The organism is Bacterioplanoides pacificum, assembly GCF_042648445.1.
Taxonomy (GTDB): domain Bacteria; phylum Pseudomonadota; class Gammaproteobacteria; order Pseudomonadales; family Oceanobacteraceae; genus Bacterioplanoides; species Bacterioplanoides pacificum.
The window spans coordinates 237,316-254,789 of sequence record NZ_JBHRYB010000013.1 but is presented as its reverse complement, the minus strand read 5'-3'; the positions used below and the strand labels follow the sequence as shown (position 1 = coordinate 254,789).

The 17,474-nt window shown below is 54.2% G+C and carries 18 protein-coding genes; 6 read left to right on the top strand and 12 right to left on the bottom strand.

Translation table 11 applies throughout. The features are described from left to right. Window positions 1–38 precede the first annotated feature (38 nt). Window positions 39–914, bottom strand: a complete 876-nt coding sequence (locus ACFOMG_RS12390; protein WP_376867000.1) for a response regulator — start codon at window positions 912–914, stop codon at window positions 39–41. 186 nt (window positions 915–1,100) lie between these two features. Here ACFOMG_RS12390 and ACFOMG_RS12385 point away from each other — a divergent pair, with 186 nt between their 5' ends. Next, window positions 1,101–1,967, top strand: coding sequence for a cation diffusion facilitator family transporter (locus tag ACFOMG_RS12385; protein WP_376866999.1), 867 nt, complete (start codon window positions 1,101–1,103; stop codon window positions 1,965–1,967). A gap of 9 nt (window positions 1,968–1,976) precedes the next feature. Beyond that, window positions 1,977–3,005: a hypothetical protein gene (locus ACFOMG_RS12380; protein ID WP_376866998.1), complete on the top strand. Its 1,029-nt coding sequence runs from the start codon at window positions 1,977–1,979 to the stop codon at window positions 3,003–3,005. Window positions 3,006–3,017: 12 nt separating this feature from the next. On the opposite strand, the gene ACFOMG_RS12375 is transcribed toward ACFOMG_RS12380, so the two are convergent. Both ACFOMG_RS12375 and cysK read right to left on the bottom strand, forming a co-directional pair. Then, window positions 3,018–3,647, bottom strand: a complete 630-nt coding sequence (locus ACFOMG_RS12375; protein WP_376866997.1) for an alpha-ketoglutarate-dependent dioxygenase AlkB family protein — start codon at window positions 3,645–3,647, stop codon at window positions 3,018–3,020. After that, entirely contained in the window at window positions 3,637–4,584 is a 948-nt protein-coding gene (gene cysK, locus ACFOMG_RS12370) for a cysteine synthase A (RefSeq protein ID WP_376866996.1), read from the bottom strand. Before cysK ends, ACFOMG_RS12375 begins: the two co-directional genes overlap by 11 nt. 81 nt (window positions 4,585–4,665) lie before the next feature. Between cysK and ACFOMG_RS12365 the strand changes: the two genes are divergently transcribed. Beyond that, window positions 4,666–5,940, top strand: coding sequence for a GGDEF domain-containing protein (locus ACFOMG_RS12365; protein WP_376866995.1), 1,275 nt, complete (start codon window positions 4,666–4,668; stop codon window positions 5,938–5,940). A gap of 29 nt (window positions 5,941–5,969) precedes the next feature. Here ACFOMG_RS12365 and ACFOMG_RS12360 read toward each other — a convergent pair whose 3' ends face one another. The 5 genes from ACFOMG_RS12360 to ACFOMG_RS12340 are packed head-to-tail and all read right to left on the bottom strand — an operon-like array spanning window position 5,970 to window position 11,361. Further along, complete coding sequence (locus ACFOMG_RS12360) at window positions 5,970–6,854, bottom strand: acyltransferase (RefSeq protein ID WP_376866994.1); 885 nt, start codon at window positions 6,852–6,854, stop codon at window positions 5,970–5,972. A 21-nt stretch (window positions 6,855–6,875) separates the two neighbouring features. Continuing rightward, window positions 6,876–9,005, bottom strand: coding sequence for a phosphate acetyltransferase (gene pta / locus ACFOMG_RS12355; RefSeq protein WP_376866993.1), 2,130 nt, complete (start codon window positions 9,003–9,005; stop codon window positions 6,876–6,878). After that, window positions 8,998–10,182, bottom strand: a complete 1,185-nt coding sequence (locus tag ACFOMG_RS12350; RefSeq protein ID WP_376866992.1) for an acetate/propionate family kinase — start codon at window positions 10,180–10,182, stop codon at window positions 8,998–9,000. Before ACFOMG_RS12350 ends, pta begins: the two co-directional genes overlap by 8 nt. 19 nt (window positions 10,183–10,201) lie before the next feature. After that, entirely contained in the window at window positions 10,202–10,579 is a 378-nt protein-coding gene (locus ACFOMG_RS12345) for a PilZ domain-containing protein (protein WP_376866991.1), read from the bottom strand. A 5-nt stretch (window positions 10,580–10,584) separates the two neighbouring features. Beyond that, a complete protein-coding gene (locus ACFOMG_RS12340) occupies window positions 10,585–11,361 on the bottom strand; it encodes a glucosaminidase domain-containing protein (protein WP_376866990.1) in 777 nt (258 codons plus the stop codon). Window positions 11,362–11,455: 94 nt separating this feature from the next. Between ACFOMG_RS12340 and ACFOMG_RS12335 the strand changes: the two genes are divergently transcribed. Further along, complete coding sequence (locus ACFOMG_RS12335) at window positions 11,456–12,448, top strand: diguanylate cyclase domain-containing protein (RefSeq protein WP_376866989.1); 993 nt, start codon at window positions 11,456–11,458, stop codon at window positions 12,446–12,448. 14 nt (window positions 12,449–12,462) lie between these two features. Here the strand turns inward: ACFOMG_RS12335 and ACFOMG_RS12330 are convergent, their stop codons facing one another. Together ACFOMG_RS12330 and ACFOMG_RS12325 are read right to left on the bottom strand one after the other, a co-directional pair. Next, a complete protein-coding gene (locus tag ACFOMG_RS12330) occupies window positions 12,463–12,798 on the bottom strand; it encodes a hypothetical protein (RefSeq protein ID WP_376866988.1) in 336 nt (111 codons plus the stop codon). A 187-nt stretch (window positions 12,799–12,985) separates the two neighbouring features. Continuing rightward, the gene (locus tag ACFOMG_RS12325) at window positions 12,986–13,750 is read right to left on the bottom strand and encodes a GNAT family N-acetyltransferase (protein WP_376866987.1); all 765 of its coding nucleotides are present in this window, start codon (window positions 13,748–13,750) and stop codon (window positions 12,986–12,988) included. Between the two features lie 150 nt (window positions 13,751–13,900). Here ACFOMG_RS12325 and ACFOMG_RS12320 point away from each other — a divergent pair, with 150 nt between their 5' ends. Continuing rightward, window positions 13,901–14,503, top strand: coding sequence for a hypothetical protein (locus ACFOMG_RS12320; RefSeq protein WP_376866986.1), 603 nt, complete (start codon window positions 13,901–13,903; stop codon window positions 14,501–14,503). A 13-nt stretch (window positions 14,504–14,516) separates the two neighbouring features. Here ACFOMG_RS12320 and ACFOMG_RS12315 read toward each other — a convergent pair whose 3' ends face one another. Further along, window positions 14,517–15,071 carry a TlpA family protein disulfide reductase gene (locus ACFOMG_RS12315; RefSeq protein WP_376866985.1) on the bottom strand — a complete coding sequence of 185 codons (555 nt, stop codon included), beginning with the start codon at window positions 15,069–15,071 and terminating at the stop codon, window positions 14,517–14,519. Further along, window positions 15,040–16,419 (bottom strand): oxygen-independent coproporphyrinogen III oxidase, encoded by a 1,380-nt coding sequence (hemN, locus tag ACFOMG_RS12310; protein WP_376866984.1) that lies wholly within the window; start codon window positions 16,417–16,419, stop codon window positions 15,040–15,042. The genes ACFOMG_RS12315 and hemN overlap by 32 nt, the downstream gene beginning before the upstream one ends. A gap of 369 nt (window positions 16,420–16,788) precedes the next feature. Between hemN and ACFOMG_RS12305 the strand changes: the two genes are divergently transcribed. Further along, entirely contained in the window at window positions 16,789–17,472 is a 684-nt protein-coding gene (locus ACFOMG_RS12305; RefSeq protein WP_376866983.1) for a TetR/AcrR family transcriptional regulator, read from the top strand. The last annotated feature ends 2 nt before the right edge of the window (window positions 17,473–17,474 follow it).

Here is a 17,474-nt window from a genome sequence, read left to right as displayed (position 1 = left end):
ATGGGCCATTCATCCTGTCATGGTGCGGATGTAAAGGCTCAGAAAAAGCGGAATGCCACGGCGGCGAGGATACCGGCCAGCGCCCCCAGGCTGGCGCCGGTTATTAATGCCCGATTGCTGGCGCTGCGGATCTGTTGCTGCAGCTGCTGATTCTGCTCAGCCAGCATGGCGCTCAGTTCATCCTGGTTGCTGCTGGCAACGGCGGCCATATCCGCGGCGGCCTTTTTGTCCAGGCGGTCGGCAACCACCATCGCCAGGCGCTGGTTCATGGTCTGAGTTTGTTTAAATAATGCCTGCGGCTGCAGGGCGGCATTGAGCTCCTGCTGTAATTGTTGGTATTGCTTACGCAGCTGAGTCTGAATCTGTTCCAGTTGATGGCTTTGTGCGCTTTGCAGTTGCTGAGTACTGCTGTCGAGCCCGGCGGTGATTTCGGCTTTGGCTTCCGTGATGGCAATTTTCAGGTGTTTTTGCACCAGTTTGTCAATTTCCACCAGAGCGACGGCACTGCTGTGTTCCGGGTCTGTTTTTGCTTCATCATTGGCCGCCGGTGCATCAAGCGACTGAATAACCGCCATCACCGCTTCCTGATTGGCCGGCTTGGCCAGTACCCCCTGAGCGCCGTGGGAGCGGGCGATGTTGATGTATTCTTCACCTTCTTTCGAGGTGTACATAATCGTTGGGATAGTGGCTGTTTTCGGGTTGGACTTAATCAGCTGGGTGGCTTCCAGGCCATCCATACCCGGCATCATATGATCCATAAAAATCACATCGGGCTGACTTTTGTCGAGGAAGGTTAAAGCGGCTTCGGCACTGTCTACCACGTCGGCTTTGACGTTCATTTTATTCAGCAGGCGCTGCAGCATCATGCGGGCGGATTTGGAGTCGTCAACGACCAGGGCATTTTTAATAGGCATTATGCTTTCCTCAAGCAGCTCCTGATAACAATCGGGTATAAGACCAATATGTCTCCCTGTGGTCAAGGGCGTATAGAGCCATCTTGATCTGTGACCGCTACCGGACGCTGCGAACCTACTCCGGCGCCGGCCTTTCCGCTATAGTGTCGCGTTAATCGTTCTCTCAGTTGTTGCAGGAAATTCCGCATGTCCGATGTCCGGTCTTCTCGTCTGGTAAAACAGGCGGCTTACGCTTCAATGCTGGTGGCAGCCGTTCTGTTGTTGTCCAAACTGGTGGTCTGGGCCATGAGTGATTCCACCAGTGTGCTGTCATCAATGCTGGATTCGATGATGGATATCGTGGCATCGGTGGTGAATTTTTTCGCGATTCGTTATGCCCTGATGCCCGCCGATGACGACCACCCGTTTGGCCACAGCAAAGCCGAAGGCATAGCGGCGTTATTACAGGCGGCGTTTATCTGCGGTTCGGTCATGATGTTATTACTGCAGGTGGCAGACCGGCTGCTGCACCCTCAGGCGCTGGCGGCGTTGCCGGAAAGTATTGGGGTGATGGTGTTTTCTACGCTGCTGACACTGTTGCTGGTGTTGTTTCAGCGTTGGGTGTATCGCCGCACCGGGTCGTTGGCTATCAAAGCAGACTCGGCCCATTACGCCAGCGATATCCTCACAAATATTGCCGTTGTCGGGGCTTTGCTGGGGGTATATTTCGGTTGGTTATGGCTTGATCCGGTGATCGCGCTTGTGGTCGCTATGGTGTTGCTGAAGAGCGTTTACAGCATTGTGGTTATGGCACTCGATGTGCTGATGGATAAGGCGCTGGAGCCGGAGGCTGAACAGCAGATCGCTGACCTGATTGAAGCCCAGGCGGGTGTCCAGGGTTTCCATGATCTGAAAACCCGTCAGGCCGGAGCGGTACAGTTTATTCAGCTGCACCTGGAGCTGGAGGCCAGTCAGCCGCTGCATCAGGCTCATGCCACGGGGGATCGGGTTGAACAGGCAATTCGTGCGGTGTTTCCCCGTGCCGAAGTTCTGATTCATCACGACCCGGTATAGGAGCAGCGGGTGCGGGCGATCAGGCGACAGGGACGGTGGCTGTTATTGTGGTTGTGTGTCGGCTGGCCGTTATCGGCCGCGGCGCTGACCGGGCCGGTGTATTATTATCCGCCGGCGCAACCGCAGTTGCCGGGCGAAGATATTATTGAGCCGCCAGCCGCTGATGGTGAGCTGGAAACCCGGGTATCGGAAGATGCTATGGATCGCTCACGAGACTGGCTGGTGGAATATCTGGATGGTCTGTCCGGCAATATCGATTCATTTTTTGTTGATACTTTTTTCAGTGAAGAAATTCTTGCCGATGATGTAAACGGCAGCCGCGCTAAGTTTTCGGTATATACCCGGCGCCAGTTAGGAAAGCCGGTTGATTATAAATTTGGTGTCAGCGTTAAAATGGTATTTCCTAATACCAATGAGCGGCTGAAATTATTGCTGGAATCGGAAGATGAAGAAGAAGCGCGTGAAGCGGATCCGATTGAAAGTGTCGAAAACGTCGATTACAGCGCGGCCTTGCGTTTTATCATTAATGAATCCGATCAATGGAAAACCAACATCGATACCGGTATCCGCTGGGGCTTTCCTCCGGATGCCTTTGTTCGCTTTCGCGCCCGTCGCTATGGGTATTTTTCCGAATGGGAGCTGAAAACCACACAAACGGTATCCTATTACACCAGTGAAGGCTGGCGCGAGACTACTCGTCTGCAAATGAATTACCCGATTAACATCGAAAAACAATTCCGTATCAGTGCCAAAGCAGACTATCTGCTTAACGATGGTTTTTTTACCCTGAATTATGGTGCTGGCCTGTACCACCGCCTCAGTCGTAAAGCCGCGCTGGGTTTTGTGGCTAATGCCAGTGGTAATACCGAACAGGCCGTCACATTTAATGCCTATGCAGCCGGAGTCCGTTATCGTCGTCAGGTCTGGAAAGAGTATGTGTTTGCCGAGCTGGCGCCGGAGTTTATCTGGACCACGGACACCGATTACGATTCCACGCCGGTGTTAATGTTCCGTCTGGAAACCGTTTTCTCTGATTAATCACAGCGCTGATCAGTACAGGATCTGACGAAACGTCAGATTGATTCGTGGCTGCTGGACATTGGCGCGTTTCGGCAGCGCGTGTTGCCAGTGGCTTTGCATACCGGCATTCATCACCAGCAAACTGCCGTGAGCCAGGGCCAGACGGCCTGCCTGACGGCTTTCGCCGCGTCGCCGCAGGGTAAAATCACGTTCCGCACCAAGACTGAGGGAGGCGATGACCGGTGCGGGGCCGAGCTCCGCTTCGTCATCACTGTGCCAGCCCATACTGTCCTGACCATTGCGATACAGGTTTGCCAGCACTGAGTTAAATGGCTGTTGCAGCTGGTGGCTGATTAATGCCGCCAGTTGCTGCAGCAGTGGGTCCCAGGCCTGGCTGATAAAGGTTTTGCCACTGTAGCGATAACTCAGGCCGTGTTCACCGAGCCAGCACTGCAGCCGTGGTGATACTTGCCGGCGGCCATAAATGGTCAGGCTTTCCTGGCGCCAGGGCAGGGTGTGGAGCAACTGCTGAAATAGCTTATCCGCGTTGTTGTACGGCAAAAAAGCCGGGAAATAATGCAGTGCGCCATCCAGTAATGATTCCGCAGGCGCCGGGTTGAGCGCCTGCGGGTCGGGCAATAATGGTTGATTATTGCTCAAAACGGCCGGCAAACAGTGGTGAGGTCAGGTAACGTTCGCCGGAATCCGGCAGAATCACCACGATGGTTTTATCCTGAAATTCCGCTTCGTCGGCCAGGCGCAAAGCGGCCTGCATAGCGGCGCCACAGGAGATACCGGCCAGAATGCCTTCTTCCGCCATCAGTCGGTGTGCCATTGCCATTGCGTCGTCGTTACCCACGGTTTCGACCCGGTCGAGAATATCGATATCGAGGTTGCCGGGAATAAAGTTGGCGCCAATGCCCTGAATTTTATGAGGTGCCGGTTTAATCGCTTCACCATTAAGGGTCTGGCTGATAATCGGTGAGTCTTCCGGTTCAACCGCTACCGAGGTGATGGCTTTGTGTTGCTTGATAAAACGTGAAATCCCCGAAATGGTACCGCCGGTACCGACGCCGGCCACCACAACATCGACTTCGCCATCGGTGTCCTGCCAGATTTCAGGGCCGGTGGTTTTTTCGTGGATCGCCGGGTTGGCCGGGTTGTCGAACTGTTGCAGCATAATGCGTTCATCGGGGGCTTCCGCCAGCAGCGCTTCGGCTTTTTCGACAGCGCCACGCATCCCTTTGGCCCCTTCGGTCAGTACCAGGTTAGCGCCCAGTGCCTGCATCACTTTGCGGCGTTCAATACTCATGGTTTCCGGCATGGTTAACGTCACTTTATAACCCCGGGCAGCGCCGACAAATGCCAGTGCAATACCGGTATTGCCACTGGTGGGTTCAATGATTTCCATGCCGGGTTTCAGTAACCCATCCTGCTCCGCCTGCCAGATCATATTGGCACCGATTCGGCATTTGACCGACTGGGCCGGGTTGCGGTTTTCGAGTTTGGCGTAAACCCGTGGATGTTGTGTCAGGTGACGGATACGAACCAGTGGTGTATTGCCAATGGACTGACTGATGTCCTCATAAACCTTCATAAGTAAAACCTCTCGTGGCGGTGACTGATGTTAACTTGCTGTAATCTGTGTCATTCTAGGTTGTCATAGCACTTCGGTATAATGGACAACCTGTGTAAGGGAGCGCGTGTTCTGAAAAACAGTCAACGCCCGGTTAAAGAGCGTACCTTAAGGTCTGTTGAAAACGAGATCAACCTGCTGATGCAAGCGCTGCAGGCCCGGACGCCGGGTTTGCGTTTTTCACCGAGAATTGAACAGGATTATCTGCAACACCGTGACCAGCATTTTCTTGATGTCGATCGTAAAATCATTATCGGCGGGCTGATTGTTTATCTGTTGTTCAGCTGGTCGGATTTTTATCTCGGTGGCGATAATACCCTGACCATTGTTGCCTGGCGGCTGGTGATTGCCGGTCTGCTGTTTGTTATTACCCAGGCATTATCCCGTACCCGCTATACCTATCTGGTAGTGCCGGTAACGGCGATTGGCATCAGTCTGATTGGTGCTTCGGTGGTGTATTTTATCTCTTTGCTGGATGGCATTGACCGTTATGCCTATCATCTGGGGATGATTCCGATTCAGGTGTTTGCCATCGTGTCGATGCGGCTGAGTTATCGCGCATTTTTATTCACATCGGTGGTGATGTTGTTTACCTACATCATCGGCGGTCATTGGCTAGACCTGACCGATCGTTCTGAGGTAGGGGAAATTATCCTGGCATTGCAGCCGTATTTTATCGCCTTCTGGACGGTGTTAATTCTGCTTGGTGGTTACCTCGCTTATGTGATGGAAAGTGGTTTTCGCAGCGAAACGATTAAAAATCGCCTGCTGGCACTGGAGGCTGAGCGGCTGAGTTTTCTCACCCAGCAGTTGCGCCAGTTATCGACCACCGATGGCCTGACTCAGATTGCCAACCGGCGTTATTTTGAGCAGCTGATTCAGACCGAGTGGAGCCGCTGCCAGCGTCATCAGCAAGTGTTGTCGCTGGTGATGATTGATATCGATGCGTTCAAAGAATTTAACGATACTTATGGCCACCAGAGCGGTGATGACTGTTTACGCCGGGTGGCCAGCACTATCGATGGTTTATGCCGCCGTTCGGCGGATGTGTGTGCCCGTTATGGCGGCGAGGAATTTGTTATGTTATTGCCGGCGATGACGCATGATGAGGCCCGGGCACTGGCGCAGCAGGCCTGTCAGCAGGTGGCTGAACTGAAGATTGTGCATCGTGGCAGTCATGCCGGTGTGGTGACCATCAGTGCCGGAGTGGCGAGTTGTATTCCGCAGCAGGGGCAGCACAGTGACGCTTTGTTAAAACAGGCTGATGAGTTGTTGTATCGTGCCAAAGCGGCAGGGCGCAACCGGGTCGAGGCGTAATACCTGTACCGGTTGCGCATTGTCGGCCGTTAGCCGTTGTCACTTAAATGTGCCAGCCGCTGATCTTTATCCTGCCACAGGGTTTGTACCCACTGCTGGAATTCACTGCGAAACGTTTCATCGTTTTCATAATCGCCCTGACGCAGGTTTTGCGGGATCGGTGTTTCTTCCACGACGATGGTGCAGCGTTTCATTTTACCTTGTAAAAAATCCCAGTAGCTGGGAATGCCGTCGGGATAATGAATCGTGACATCGACAATCGACTTAAACTGTTCGCCCATGGCGCTCATGGCGAATGCCATGCCGCCGCTTTTGGGTTTTAACAGGTGTGCAAACGGTGATTGTTGTTTTTGTTGCTTCTGCGGATTAAAACGCGTGCCCTCCAGAAAGTTCACCACGCTGGTGGGAATTTCTTTGAATTTTTCACAGGCTTTACGGGTGGTTTCCAGATCCTGGCCGCGTTTTTCCGGGTGCTTTTCCAGGTAGGCTTTACTGAAGCGCTGCATAAACGGGAAGTCCAGCGCCCACCAGACGGCGCCCATCACGGGTACCTTAATTAATTCCTGCTTAAGGAAAAACTTAAGAAACGGGATATGACCTTTCAGGCTGTGTTGCAGCAACATGATATCCACCCAGGACTGGTGGTTGCTGACAACAAAATACCAGCCTTTCTGATCAAGGCCTGGCGGAATGCGGATATCCCAGTCCATTTTCTGGGTCAGGCGGAACCAGCCGCTGTTGCAATACACCCAGGCCGTGGCAAACGCCGTCATCACCCGACTCAGCAGCCGCCTGAGCGGCGCCAGCGGCAGCAGTTTGCTGATCAGGGTGAGGGTAAGGATACCCGTGGCCCAGACCAGAACGTTAATGGCTAACAATATGCTGGCGATGACGCCGGTTACGAGCGGAGGCATAAAGTGAGATGTCCCTGTTGATTATTGTTGTGTTTGGTTTTTGCGTTGCTGTGCCTGAATCGCTGTCAGCGCGATGGTGTAGACAATGTCCTCCACCAGTGCACCGCGTGATAAATCGTTTACCGGTTTGGCCAGGCCCTGCAGCATCGGACCGATACTGATGACGTTGGCACTGCGCTGCACGGCTTTATAGGTGGTGTTGCCGGTATTCAGATCGGGGAAAATTAATACCGTGGCCTGGCCGGCTACCGCGCTGTCCGGTGCTTTTGAACGGGCAACACTCATGGTGGTGGCGGCATCGTACTGCAATGGGCCATCAACCATCAGCTGCGGCTTTTGTTGCTGCACCAGGGTGGTGGCATTACGGACTTTTTCCACGTCGGCACCGGTGCCGGATTTGCCGGTACTGTAACTGACCATGGCGACCCGTGGTGGAATGCCCATCGCGGTGGCGGACTCGGCACTCTGAATGGCGATGTCTGCCAGTTCTTCGGCATTCGGGTCCGGGTTTACCGCACAGTCACCGTATACCAGTACCTGGTCCGGCAGACCCATAAAAAATACCGACGACACCAGTTTGGCACCGGGGGCCGTTTTGATCAGCTGCAGTGCCGGGCGAATGGTATTGGCGGTGGTGTGTACCGCTCCGGAGACCAGGCCATCGACGTCGTCTTCGGCCAGCATCATGGTTCCCAGCACAACATTATCTTCCAGTTGGGCCAGAGCCATTGGATCGGTCAGTTGTTTGTGTTTCCGCAGTTCGACCATCGGTGGTACATAATGTTCGCGCACATCCGCCGGATCGATGATCTGCAGATCGTCGGGTAAGGTAATTTCGTTGGCCTGGGCGACCTGCAGAATGCGCTCGCGATCACCCAGTAAGACACAGTTGGCGATGCCACGCTGCTGACAAATAGCGGCGGCCTGAACGGTACGTGGCTCATCACCTTCCGGTAACACGATACGTTGTTTGTCGGAGCAGGCTTTGGCGACGATCTGATAACGGAAAGCTGCCGGCGACAGACGGGTAGCATGGGGTTCACCCAGGCGTTGCATCAGCAGTTCACTGTTCAGGTGGCTGGTGACAGTATCCATAATACGTTGTACCCGATCGACATCGTCCATCGGTACATGGGTATCCATCCGGGTCAGCTTTTCGGCGGTATTAAAGGTATCCAGATGGGTCTGTAATACCGGGATGCCGGTTTTTAAGGCGCTCTGGCATAAGTCGATGACACCCTGATCCGGGGTCAGGCCACCGGTCAGCAGCAGGCCGGCCAGCGGGGTTCCGTTGTTGGCGGCCATGGCCGCAGCGAGAACGATATCGTTGCGGTCGCCCGGGGTGACCAACAGGGTACCGGGGCGCAGTGTATCCACCATATTGGCCAGTGTACGGGCACATAACGTCGTCCGGATGACCCGCCGGCTGTTAAGTTCACCTTCGTTCAGCACCCGGGCATTCAACAGCCGGGCAATATCCAGCATGCGCGGGCTGACCAGCTCATTCTGCCAGGGAATAATCCCGACGACCGGGCAGTGAGGTTCACTCAGTTTCCAGCAGTCGTCGACACTGGCCAGCGCCGGATCGTCCTGCTGGTCGGTGTCGTTCGTGGTGCTGATAGCGCTGCTGCTTGCCGGACGACCAACTTTATTAATAATCGCCCCCAGCAGGCTGGCGCGGGCTCCACCAAATAACCCTGTCTGCAATTTCAGTTCGGCGCGTAATTCACTGAGCTGACGCTGATCGCCGTCGGCGACCAGTAACACATCGGCGTTCATCGCTTTGGCCATTTCGGCATTCAGCTTGGCGGTATAAGGCTCAGAACGATCCGGAGCCAGGCCTTCGATTAACACCACGTCACAATCTTTGGCAACCTGATCGTGTAACGCCACCACATCTTCCAGAACGCGGTCTAACATGCCGTCACTGATGCGTTGCTGCACCAGTGGCAGGTGCATCGGATCCGGTGTCTGCAGGTGCAGTACGGTACGTACCAGATGGGTTGAGCGTTCGCTGCTGGCATAACGTGGAGCGATGGGTTTGACAAAGCCGACCCGTAAGCCCTGGGCGTCGAGTGCCCGGATCAGGCCCAGGCTGATAGTTGTCAGGCCGCTTTCAACGCCGGTTGGCGCAATAATTACATTAATCATGGTTCACCAGTTGGTAGGTATCCCGGGCAATCATCAGTTCTTCGTTGGTCGGCACCACCATAACCGGTTGTACGCCGGGTGGGGTGATCAGACCGCGTTCATCGCCGTTGGCCGCGTTCAGTGCGCTATCCAGGCGGCATGGCAGTGAGCGCCAGGCGGCAATAATACGGCGCCGGATTTCGCTGGCGTGTTCGCCGATACCGCCGGTAAACACAATGGCATCAATGGTTGATAATGAGGTGCTTAAGGCTGCCAGCTGGCGCGCGGTGCGGAAACAGAACACGTCGATCGCGCGTTTGGCACTGGCATCGCCGTCGGCTTCCGCCTGTAGCAGGGTACGCATGTCGTTACTCAGCCCGGACAGGCCTTTCAGACCGCTGTTGCGATTCAGCTCGGTCATGACCTGTTCCAGCGTCATGTCCTGATGGCTGACCATATAATCAGCCAGGCCCGGGTCGATATCGCCACTGCGGGATCCCATGACCAGGCCTTCCAGAGGTGTCAGCCCCATGGTGGTATCGACGGATTGCCCCTGGGAGATGGCGCAGGCGCTGCAGCCATTCCCCAGGTGAGCAATAATCAGATTCAGGTCGTCGCTGTTCCGATCCAGCCGGCGTGCGGTTTCGGCGGCGACATAGCGATAACTGGTACCGTGGAAACCATAACGACGCACCCCGGCCTGTTGATACCAGTCGTAAGGCACGGCATACAGGTAGGTGTGTTCCGGAATGGTTTGGTGAAAAGCGGTATCGAACACGGCAACGTTAGCCACTTCGGGTTTCAGCTGGCGGCATAATTCAATGCCCAGCAGATTAACCGGATTGTGCAGCGGAGCGAGGTCGGAGATTTGTCGCAGGCGGTTGATTTCATCATCCCCCAGCAGGGTACTCTGACTGAAACTTTCACCGCCATGCACTACCCGGTGGCCAATGCCTGCCAGCTGCTGCAGGTCGTCGCGGCAGTGGTCAATAAAGCATTCTAATGCGTCTTTGTGAGTGGCCTGAGCTGCTAATGACAGGGTTTGACGATGGCTTGTTTCAAGAGTCAGTTGTGGTTCATCTTCTCCCAGTCGTTCAGCTAACGCTTTAATGGTGGGTTCTGTGGCCTGTGGGGTCGGGTACAGAGCAAATTTAATGGACGAACTGCCACAGTTGATGACAAGAACAGATTGGCTCACAAGGCTTCCTTAATTTTGTTTACGGTGTTGCAACGTGTTCTTTCAGCGTACGTTCCAGACGTTGCAATACTGTGTAGGCTCCGCGGCTGGCCGCCTCCGGAACCTGTCCCATGGAAAATTTCAGTGCATACAGGTAATCCCCTTCACAGGGCTCGGCGCGTAATACTTCTGCCGGGATTGCCTGTATGCGGTGGTCGTCGCTGGTAATCGCTACCAGCAGACGTTTGCCGGGTTTCATCCGCAACGGTGAAATCACCGACGCGCCACCCAGAGAAAAGTCTCTGGCGATAGCCTGGTGGCGTTTACCGGCGCGGCCGAAAAAATTCAGTTGCCGCAATTCCAGCTTTAATGGCGAGGCATCATAGCGCTGGCGGAAACGGCGTTCACTGGTGCTCATCTGCTTCAGCCCTGATTTGGTTGCGGATCTTGCCCGAGGTCAAATTTTGCCAGCTTATTGTGGCGGATCATGGCACGGATTTCTTTGACGTATTCTTCACCCCGTTCGGAATATTTCAGCAGGCCACCGGCCAGGTTACTACCGGTACTGTAGGCCTGATCGCTCAGTTCCTGGGCACGTAATGTGCGGAGTTGCTGATAACTCGGATGGCTGTTCAGGTTGCGGATATAACTGGCAACCGACTCATAGGGGCTGTCGAAGCGGGCGACTTCGTGGTTTGCGCCACTGTTACGGGAGGATGGAACGATGCCGCAGCCTTTGGAGAAACACCACTGGCCAAACAGGTTATTGCCTTCAAGGGCAAAGCGGGATGTGCCCCAGGCGGATTCGTTGGCTGCCTGGGCCATGACCAGAGAAGGTGGAATTGTGTGTATACGCTGTTCCAGTTGCTGCAGTTGTTGTTCCGGGGTTTCGGCATCAACACGGTATTTTTTAGCCAGCTGCTGCAGTGCCTGGCGGTCGTCATCATTCAGCGCATCCTGTTGCTGCCAGGCCAGCACCTGCTGGCGTTCAGCCATTACAGCCTGGTTTGCCTGGTCAATCAGGGGCTTCATAAAATCGAAGAATGCCTGTTTTTTCTGTTTCACATCGATAAATGAAGAAAAATCCGGCAGCAGCGGATTCAGGCCAGCCTGACGCCCACCGGAAGGGGACTGATCACAGCTCGCCAGAAGTACGCTGATCAGTAGTAAAAATGCTTTAACAAAGAATACATTACGCATAATCGTTCACCATCAAAAAAGTGTACTGTGAGTATACCGTAAATAAGTATTTGCCCAAGTCCGTAACTTTTTGTGTATGCTGGCCGATAGCTATATGGCTCTGTATCGATTTCCGGATGTTGCTCTGCTCATGCCTGCCTTATCTCTCCCCCGTATCCTGATTGCTGACGAAAACTTGGCCGTCCAGGCCCAGCTGGCTGAGACCCTGGCGAGCGACGCAGAGGTTATCAGTGTGGTGCGTCGTGGCCAGCTGGCAGCCTGGCTTGATCATCCGGCGTTAGCGGCGGATGTGTTATTGCTGGAGCGGGATTTTATTCGTCAGGATCTGGATGGCTTTTGTCGTCGCTGGCAGCAGAATCCGGCCAGTCGCGGCTGCGATCTGGTATTGATGGGAGAGGCGGATGATGACGCTGAAATTCAGGCGCTGGCGATGGGGGCGCAGGATTATCTGCGTAAACCGCTGAATCCGTTGTTGTTGCAGGCGCGTATTAAGCGGCTATTGGCAGTCAGACAGCAGTTGCAGCAGCTGCGGGCGCAAACCACCACCGATGGCCTGACTCAGGTCGCTAACCGGCGTTATCTGGATGAATTTCTGGCCGCCGAATGGCGTCGGGCGCAACGCCAACAGGGCGACAGTCTTCGTGGAATTGGTCTGATTATGGCCGATCTTGATCATTTTAAACTTTACAATGATCACTACGGTCACCCGGCCGGCGATGAATGTTTACGGCGGGTGGCTGCGGCATTAAAACACACGGCGCGGCGGCCCCGGGACCTGGTGGCACGTTATGGCGGTGAGGAGTTTGCAGTGGTGCTGCCGTCTATTGCTGTGGCGGGTGTCGAAGTGGTGGCGCAACGTCTGCAACAGGCTGTGGCAGCGCTGGAGATTGCTCATCCGGCGTCACCTACGCATTCGCGGTTAACCCTGAGTATGGGTTTAGCCTGGTGCGAACCGGCACCCGGAGAGGCACTTGGTTTATTACTGGAAGCCGCCGATGAAGCGCTTTACAGCGCCAAAGCGGCGGGACGGAATCGCTACTCTGCAACCGTTGATCTGGCGGTTGTCCGTTCGTTGCTGAGCGATTAACACAGTGTGTGGTGTTATTGGTTACGGCTCAGGTAAGAACTCAGTTGATTGACCAGGTTGCGCAGCTTCAGGGCGGTTACCTGACGTCGCACTGTGTCGTTACTGTGTTGCTGGAAACTCACCAGGGTTTGTTGCAGGGCCTCTTTGCTGGTGGTAATCACCTCGTATTCGTAGTGGTGATCCTGAATGCTGATTTTTGCCAGTTCCATATTTTCGCTGTTCAGTAACTGCAGCAGGTTAAAAACCAGGTCTTTATCTTTGCAGGTGCTGGCTTCCCAATACGCATCTTCCAGCGTTTTTAACAGATCCCAAATCAGTTCACTGGCCTGACTGATGGTGATGTGGCTCATAACTTCTCCGTTAACGGTTACAACTGTCTATAGCCTAGCAGAGAGTTTGCTTCTGCGACGGAGCGGAACCGCTATCCGTCCCCGTTTGCCGGGCGATCTGCAGCAGTCATGAGCCAGATCAGGCTGGCGGTGGAAAAACACAAGTTGCGGGCCGGATGCAGCTTGTGTTGTTTCGCCGGGTTGCCCGTCAGCCTTCGTTTTTGGCGAAGTGGCGCAGATAGCGTTGATTGATATCGTCTTTACCGAGCAGAATCAGGGCATCGCAGACGTTAAAGTCTTTATCCAGGAAGGGCTCGCCACAAACTTTGACACCGATGCGCAGGTAGGCCTTCAGCAATGGTGGTACCAGGCTTTTGCCATCCAGCTCAACTTCAGTACGGGGCATGTGTACCTTAGGTTCGGCACGCATGGTGTTGCTGGTGAAGTGTTTTTCCCGCAGGTAATCGATAATGGCAATGGCACGGGAGTAACCGTCGGCCAGCGAGATGCTGGCACAGCCCATCAGGTAGTCCATATCATTAGCTGACATAAACTGGGCGATGCCACCCCATAACAAACCAATCACTGCACCGCTGCGGTAATCCGGATCGACGCAGGTGCGGCCGATTTCCATGTATTGCTTACCGGATTGAAGAATATTGCTCAGATCAAACTCGGTGGCAGAATAAAATCCACCGGCCTGTTCGGCCAGTTCATTGGTCAGGATGCGGCTGTAACCAACCACCTGATCCTTGTGAACGTCTTTTACGACCAGATGCAGGCAGATATCGTCAAATGCGTCTTTGTCGATGCCTTCGCTGGCGCTGGGTAACTGGGCTCCCATGCCTTCGGCGAACACCCGGTAGCGCAACTGCAGCGCCTGGCGGATCTCGGCCGGGTCCGTGGTGATACGTGCTACCAGTGGCGACTCACTGGTATGGGTTTGCTGTTGACTGGCTGTGGCTTGTTGCATATTCAGTCTCATCAGTTCATTTTGCGTGACAGTAAAACAGACGTATGACAGCTGGGTTACAGGGGAGCAGCTGTTCGGCTCATTGAAAATTCTGACCCGGAAACCCGACATTCGTCGCATGCCGGCTATCCTAAGTGAGAGGGGGGGAAGATGAAACCACTGTTTATTGCATTTTTATTACTGTTTCCGGCCTGTGGCTGGGCGGATCAGCCGTTTCTGGGCGAGAACTACGCCGCCAAACTGATTGATCAGGCGTTGCAGCAAAAGGACCTGAAATGGCTGCCGTTTCCGATGCCGTACCGCATCGACCGCGCTGCCAATTCAAAGGAAGCACGGTTTTTATCGGCGCTGGCCGATCACCGTCTGCTGGTGCGGGAAAAGGAGACCCGCATGGTGACGGTTGAAGTGAACGGTGCCAAGCGACGTAAGGTACAGGTTGGCTGGCTGTACAACTACCCGGGGGCCGATAGCAGTGACATTACTGACGAGGGGTTTTATTACGGATTCGGCCGGCTGAAAAACATCATGGAGATATCAAAGCCATATCAGATTGGCGAATATTATTACGTTGAGGCTTATGTTCAGTGGTATGTCGATGACCTGCAGTCCTGGGTGCAGGATGCCGCGTTTGATGGCGCCCGGACCTTAAGACGCTCGCGTGAATCTTTCAGTAAACCCTTTGAGCGTCGGGTTTATCTGCAATACGACGGCCATAGCTGGGCGTTCTGGGATGGACAGCCGGGCCAGCTGTAGGCCGTTGCTTTGTTCAGAGCCGGGTTCTGAGCCATAAACCGGGTGGCGTGCTTAGCCCACGGTCTTTATGGATCACCTGGCCCTGGCGGTTAACGACGTAGTAACTGGGGTAACCACTGATCTTAAAGGTATCCCGCAGGGCGTCGTTGCCCAGCAATACCGGGTGCCGGAAGCCGGTGTCGGCGATAAATGCTTCCACTTCTGAAACCGTTTGATAGTCCAGAGCGATGGCGACAATGCGTAGCTGCTCGCTGCTGTCCAGGGTATTCAGGCCGGGCATGCTGATACGGCAGACGCTGCACCAGGGAGCAAAAAAATAGATCAGGGTTTTTGGCTGTTGCGCCGGCCAGCTCAGCGTCATATCCGAGGGGGTATTAAGCTGCGCTAACGTCATATCCGGTAACTGGCTGCCATCATCCAATAAGTGGCGGCTGAGCCATTGGCTTAACAGCACAAATGCCAGTACCAGCAGCAGTCCTTCAAGGATGTGTCGGTACCAGCGTTGTGCGCGGCTGCGGAGCGGCGCTGCGGTTGCTTCAGATGGCTTTGGAGAATCGTTGTTGCTCATGTTGTTTCAGGTAGCTGTCGAACGCCATACAGGCGTTGCGGGCCAGCAAACGTCCTTTTTCGGTAATACGAATCTGGACATCATCAATCAACACAAGTTCATCCGCCAGCATAGGTTGCAGCGCCTGCAGGCTGGCCTGCAGATATTCACGGCTATTAATGCCATAGCGGTTGTCCAATGTGTCAAAGCGGACGGACAGGTGGCACAACAGTTCGGCGATGACTTCGCGGCGGATTTTGTCGTCCAGGCTGATGTGGCGGTATTTTAACGTCGCCAGCCGGTCGTCACTGAGGCAGTGTTCGTAAGCATCCACCGTGACCTGATTCTGCAGGTAATAATCGCCAATCTGGCTGATGGAGGAGACCCCGAAACCAATCAGGTCGCAATCACCATGGGTGGTATAACCCTGAAAGTTGCGGTGCAGTTTGCCGCTGGCCTGAGCTTTGGCCAGTTCGTCGTCCGGGCGGGCAAAATGATCCATACCGACATAATGGTAATCGGCGGCGGCAAGTTTTTCGATGCAGTGACCCAGGATGGCGAGCTTTTCATGAGCTGACGGCAGATCCTCGGCATTTATGCGGCGCTGGGGTTTAAACCGTTCCGGCAGGTGGGCGTAGTTAAACACCGACAGGCGGTCGGGGTTGAGCTCGATAATGGTATCCAGTGTACGATCGAAACTTTCCAGTGTCTGGTGTGGCAGGCCGTATATCAGATCCATATTGATTGAGCGGTAACCCAGCTCACGGGCTTCGTTCATCACCGCCCGGATCATGCTTTCCGGCTGCACCCGGTTGACCGCAATCTGAACCGCTTCTTCCAGGTCCTGTACGCCGAAACTGATGCGGTTAAAACCGAGTTCACGTAACAGTGTCAGGGTATTGGGGCGCAGCTCACGCGGATCGATTTCGATGGAGTAATCAGCACTGTCGGCGTCACTGAACTCAAAATGCTGTTGCAGAAACTCAACCAGCTCCTGCAGTTGCTGATCCGAAAGGAACGTTGGTGTGCCGCCGCCAAAATGCAATTGTTCAACCCGGCGATGGTCACCCAATAAGGCTTTTTTCGCCAGGATCTCGCGTTTCAGCAGCTCCAGATAGGGTTCTGCCTGTTCGCGCCGTTTGGTCACAATTTTATTACAGCCGCAGTAATAACAAACGTGGGCACAAAAGGGGATATGCAGGTACAGCGACAGTGGCCGGGAAGGGTCACGTTTGGCGAATGCATCCCGTTCCGGCCGGTCATTGCTGGCAGGCAAAAATTCGACCGCAGTCGGGTAGGAAGTGTAACGCGGGCCGGGGCGGTTATAGCGCTGAATCAACAGCGGATCCCATTGTAAATTTTCGCTCATAAAATGCTCTGAATTCTGCTGCAGGCTGAGTTATTCGTTATCAATGCTGCTCAGTGTAAAAGCGTTGCCGGTCACGGTCTTGTTTCATATCAAGGTGTGGCGTGTTAGCTGCGGGCAGCAATGTAAAAACCATTTTGCAAAATTTTACTTTTGCCTTCGTCATGGTTCAGCGCCTGTTCAAATAAGGGATGAAAGGCAGTTTTGTCACGGAAAGGGGTGGTAACCGGCCAGATAGTGGCGCCTGGCTACCTTGATTTTGTGAATAAACGATCGTTTTATGGACGGGCTTATGAAAAATGAGCTTAACGATAAATAAAAACAGATTTCGCTTCATCCTCGGATGTTCGAAAATGTGACAGGGGTAGGGGAATGCCAAAAAAGCCATTTACTGCGGAAGAAATTATTGCCCAGCGCCAGCGGATTATGGACAGCGCTTCCAGCGTGATGGCCGAGGTTGGCTTTCATCATTTGTCGATGCGTAAGCTGGCCTCCCAGCTGGGGATGACGGCCAGTAATATTTATAACTATTTCCCGAATAAAGAGTCGTTGTTTTTACATACCCGCTGCCGCGGTTTTGAACTGGCGTTTCTGGATATCAATGAGCAGATTCGCCGGGGTGTGGCACCGGATGTGGGGGTGTATCAGTTTGCTACTGATCTGATTCAGTTTGCCCAGCGCTTTCCGGGGTATTATCAGCTGATGTTTCAGCCACCGCTGTTGTCGCTGGGGGATGCTGACCCGGCCGATCAGGAAGTTCGCCATCAGCTGGAGCGGCTGGAGGCCGAATGGCAGCAGCATGCGTTAACCCTGCTGGTGGATGCCATTCCGGGTCTGGTGGACCGGCCGGAATCTTTACAGAAACAAATGGCGCTGTTTTTTGTGTCTTCCATCCACGGTCTGATTGATACCTACCGCTATCAGGCGTTATCGACCCTGATTGCCGGTATGGAACTGATTCCACAGGATATGGTGCGCAGCCGGGTGAGCTGGCTGCTGAGTTCGTTACGTCAGGCATTGACGGATGTCAGTGCTAACGCCTCTGAGGCTGGCTGACG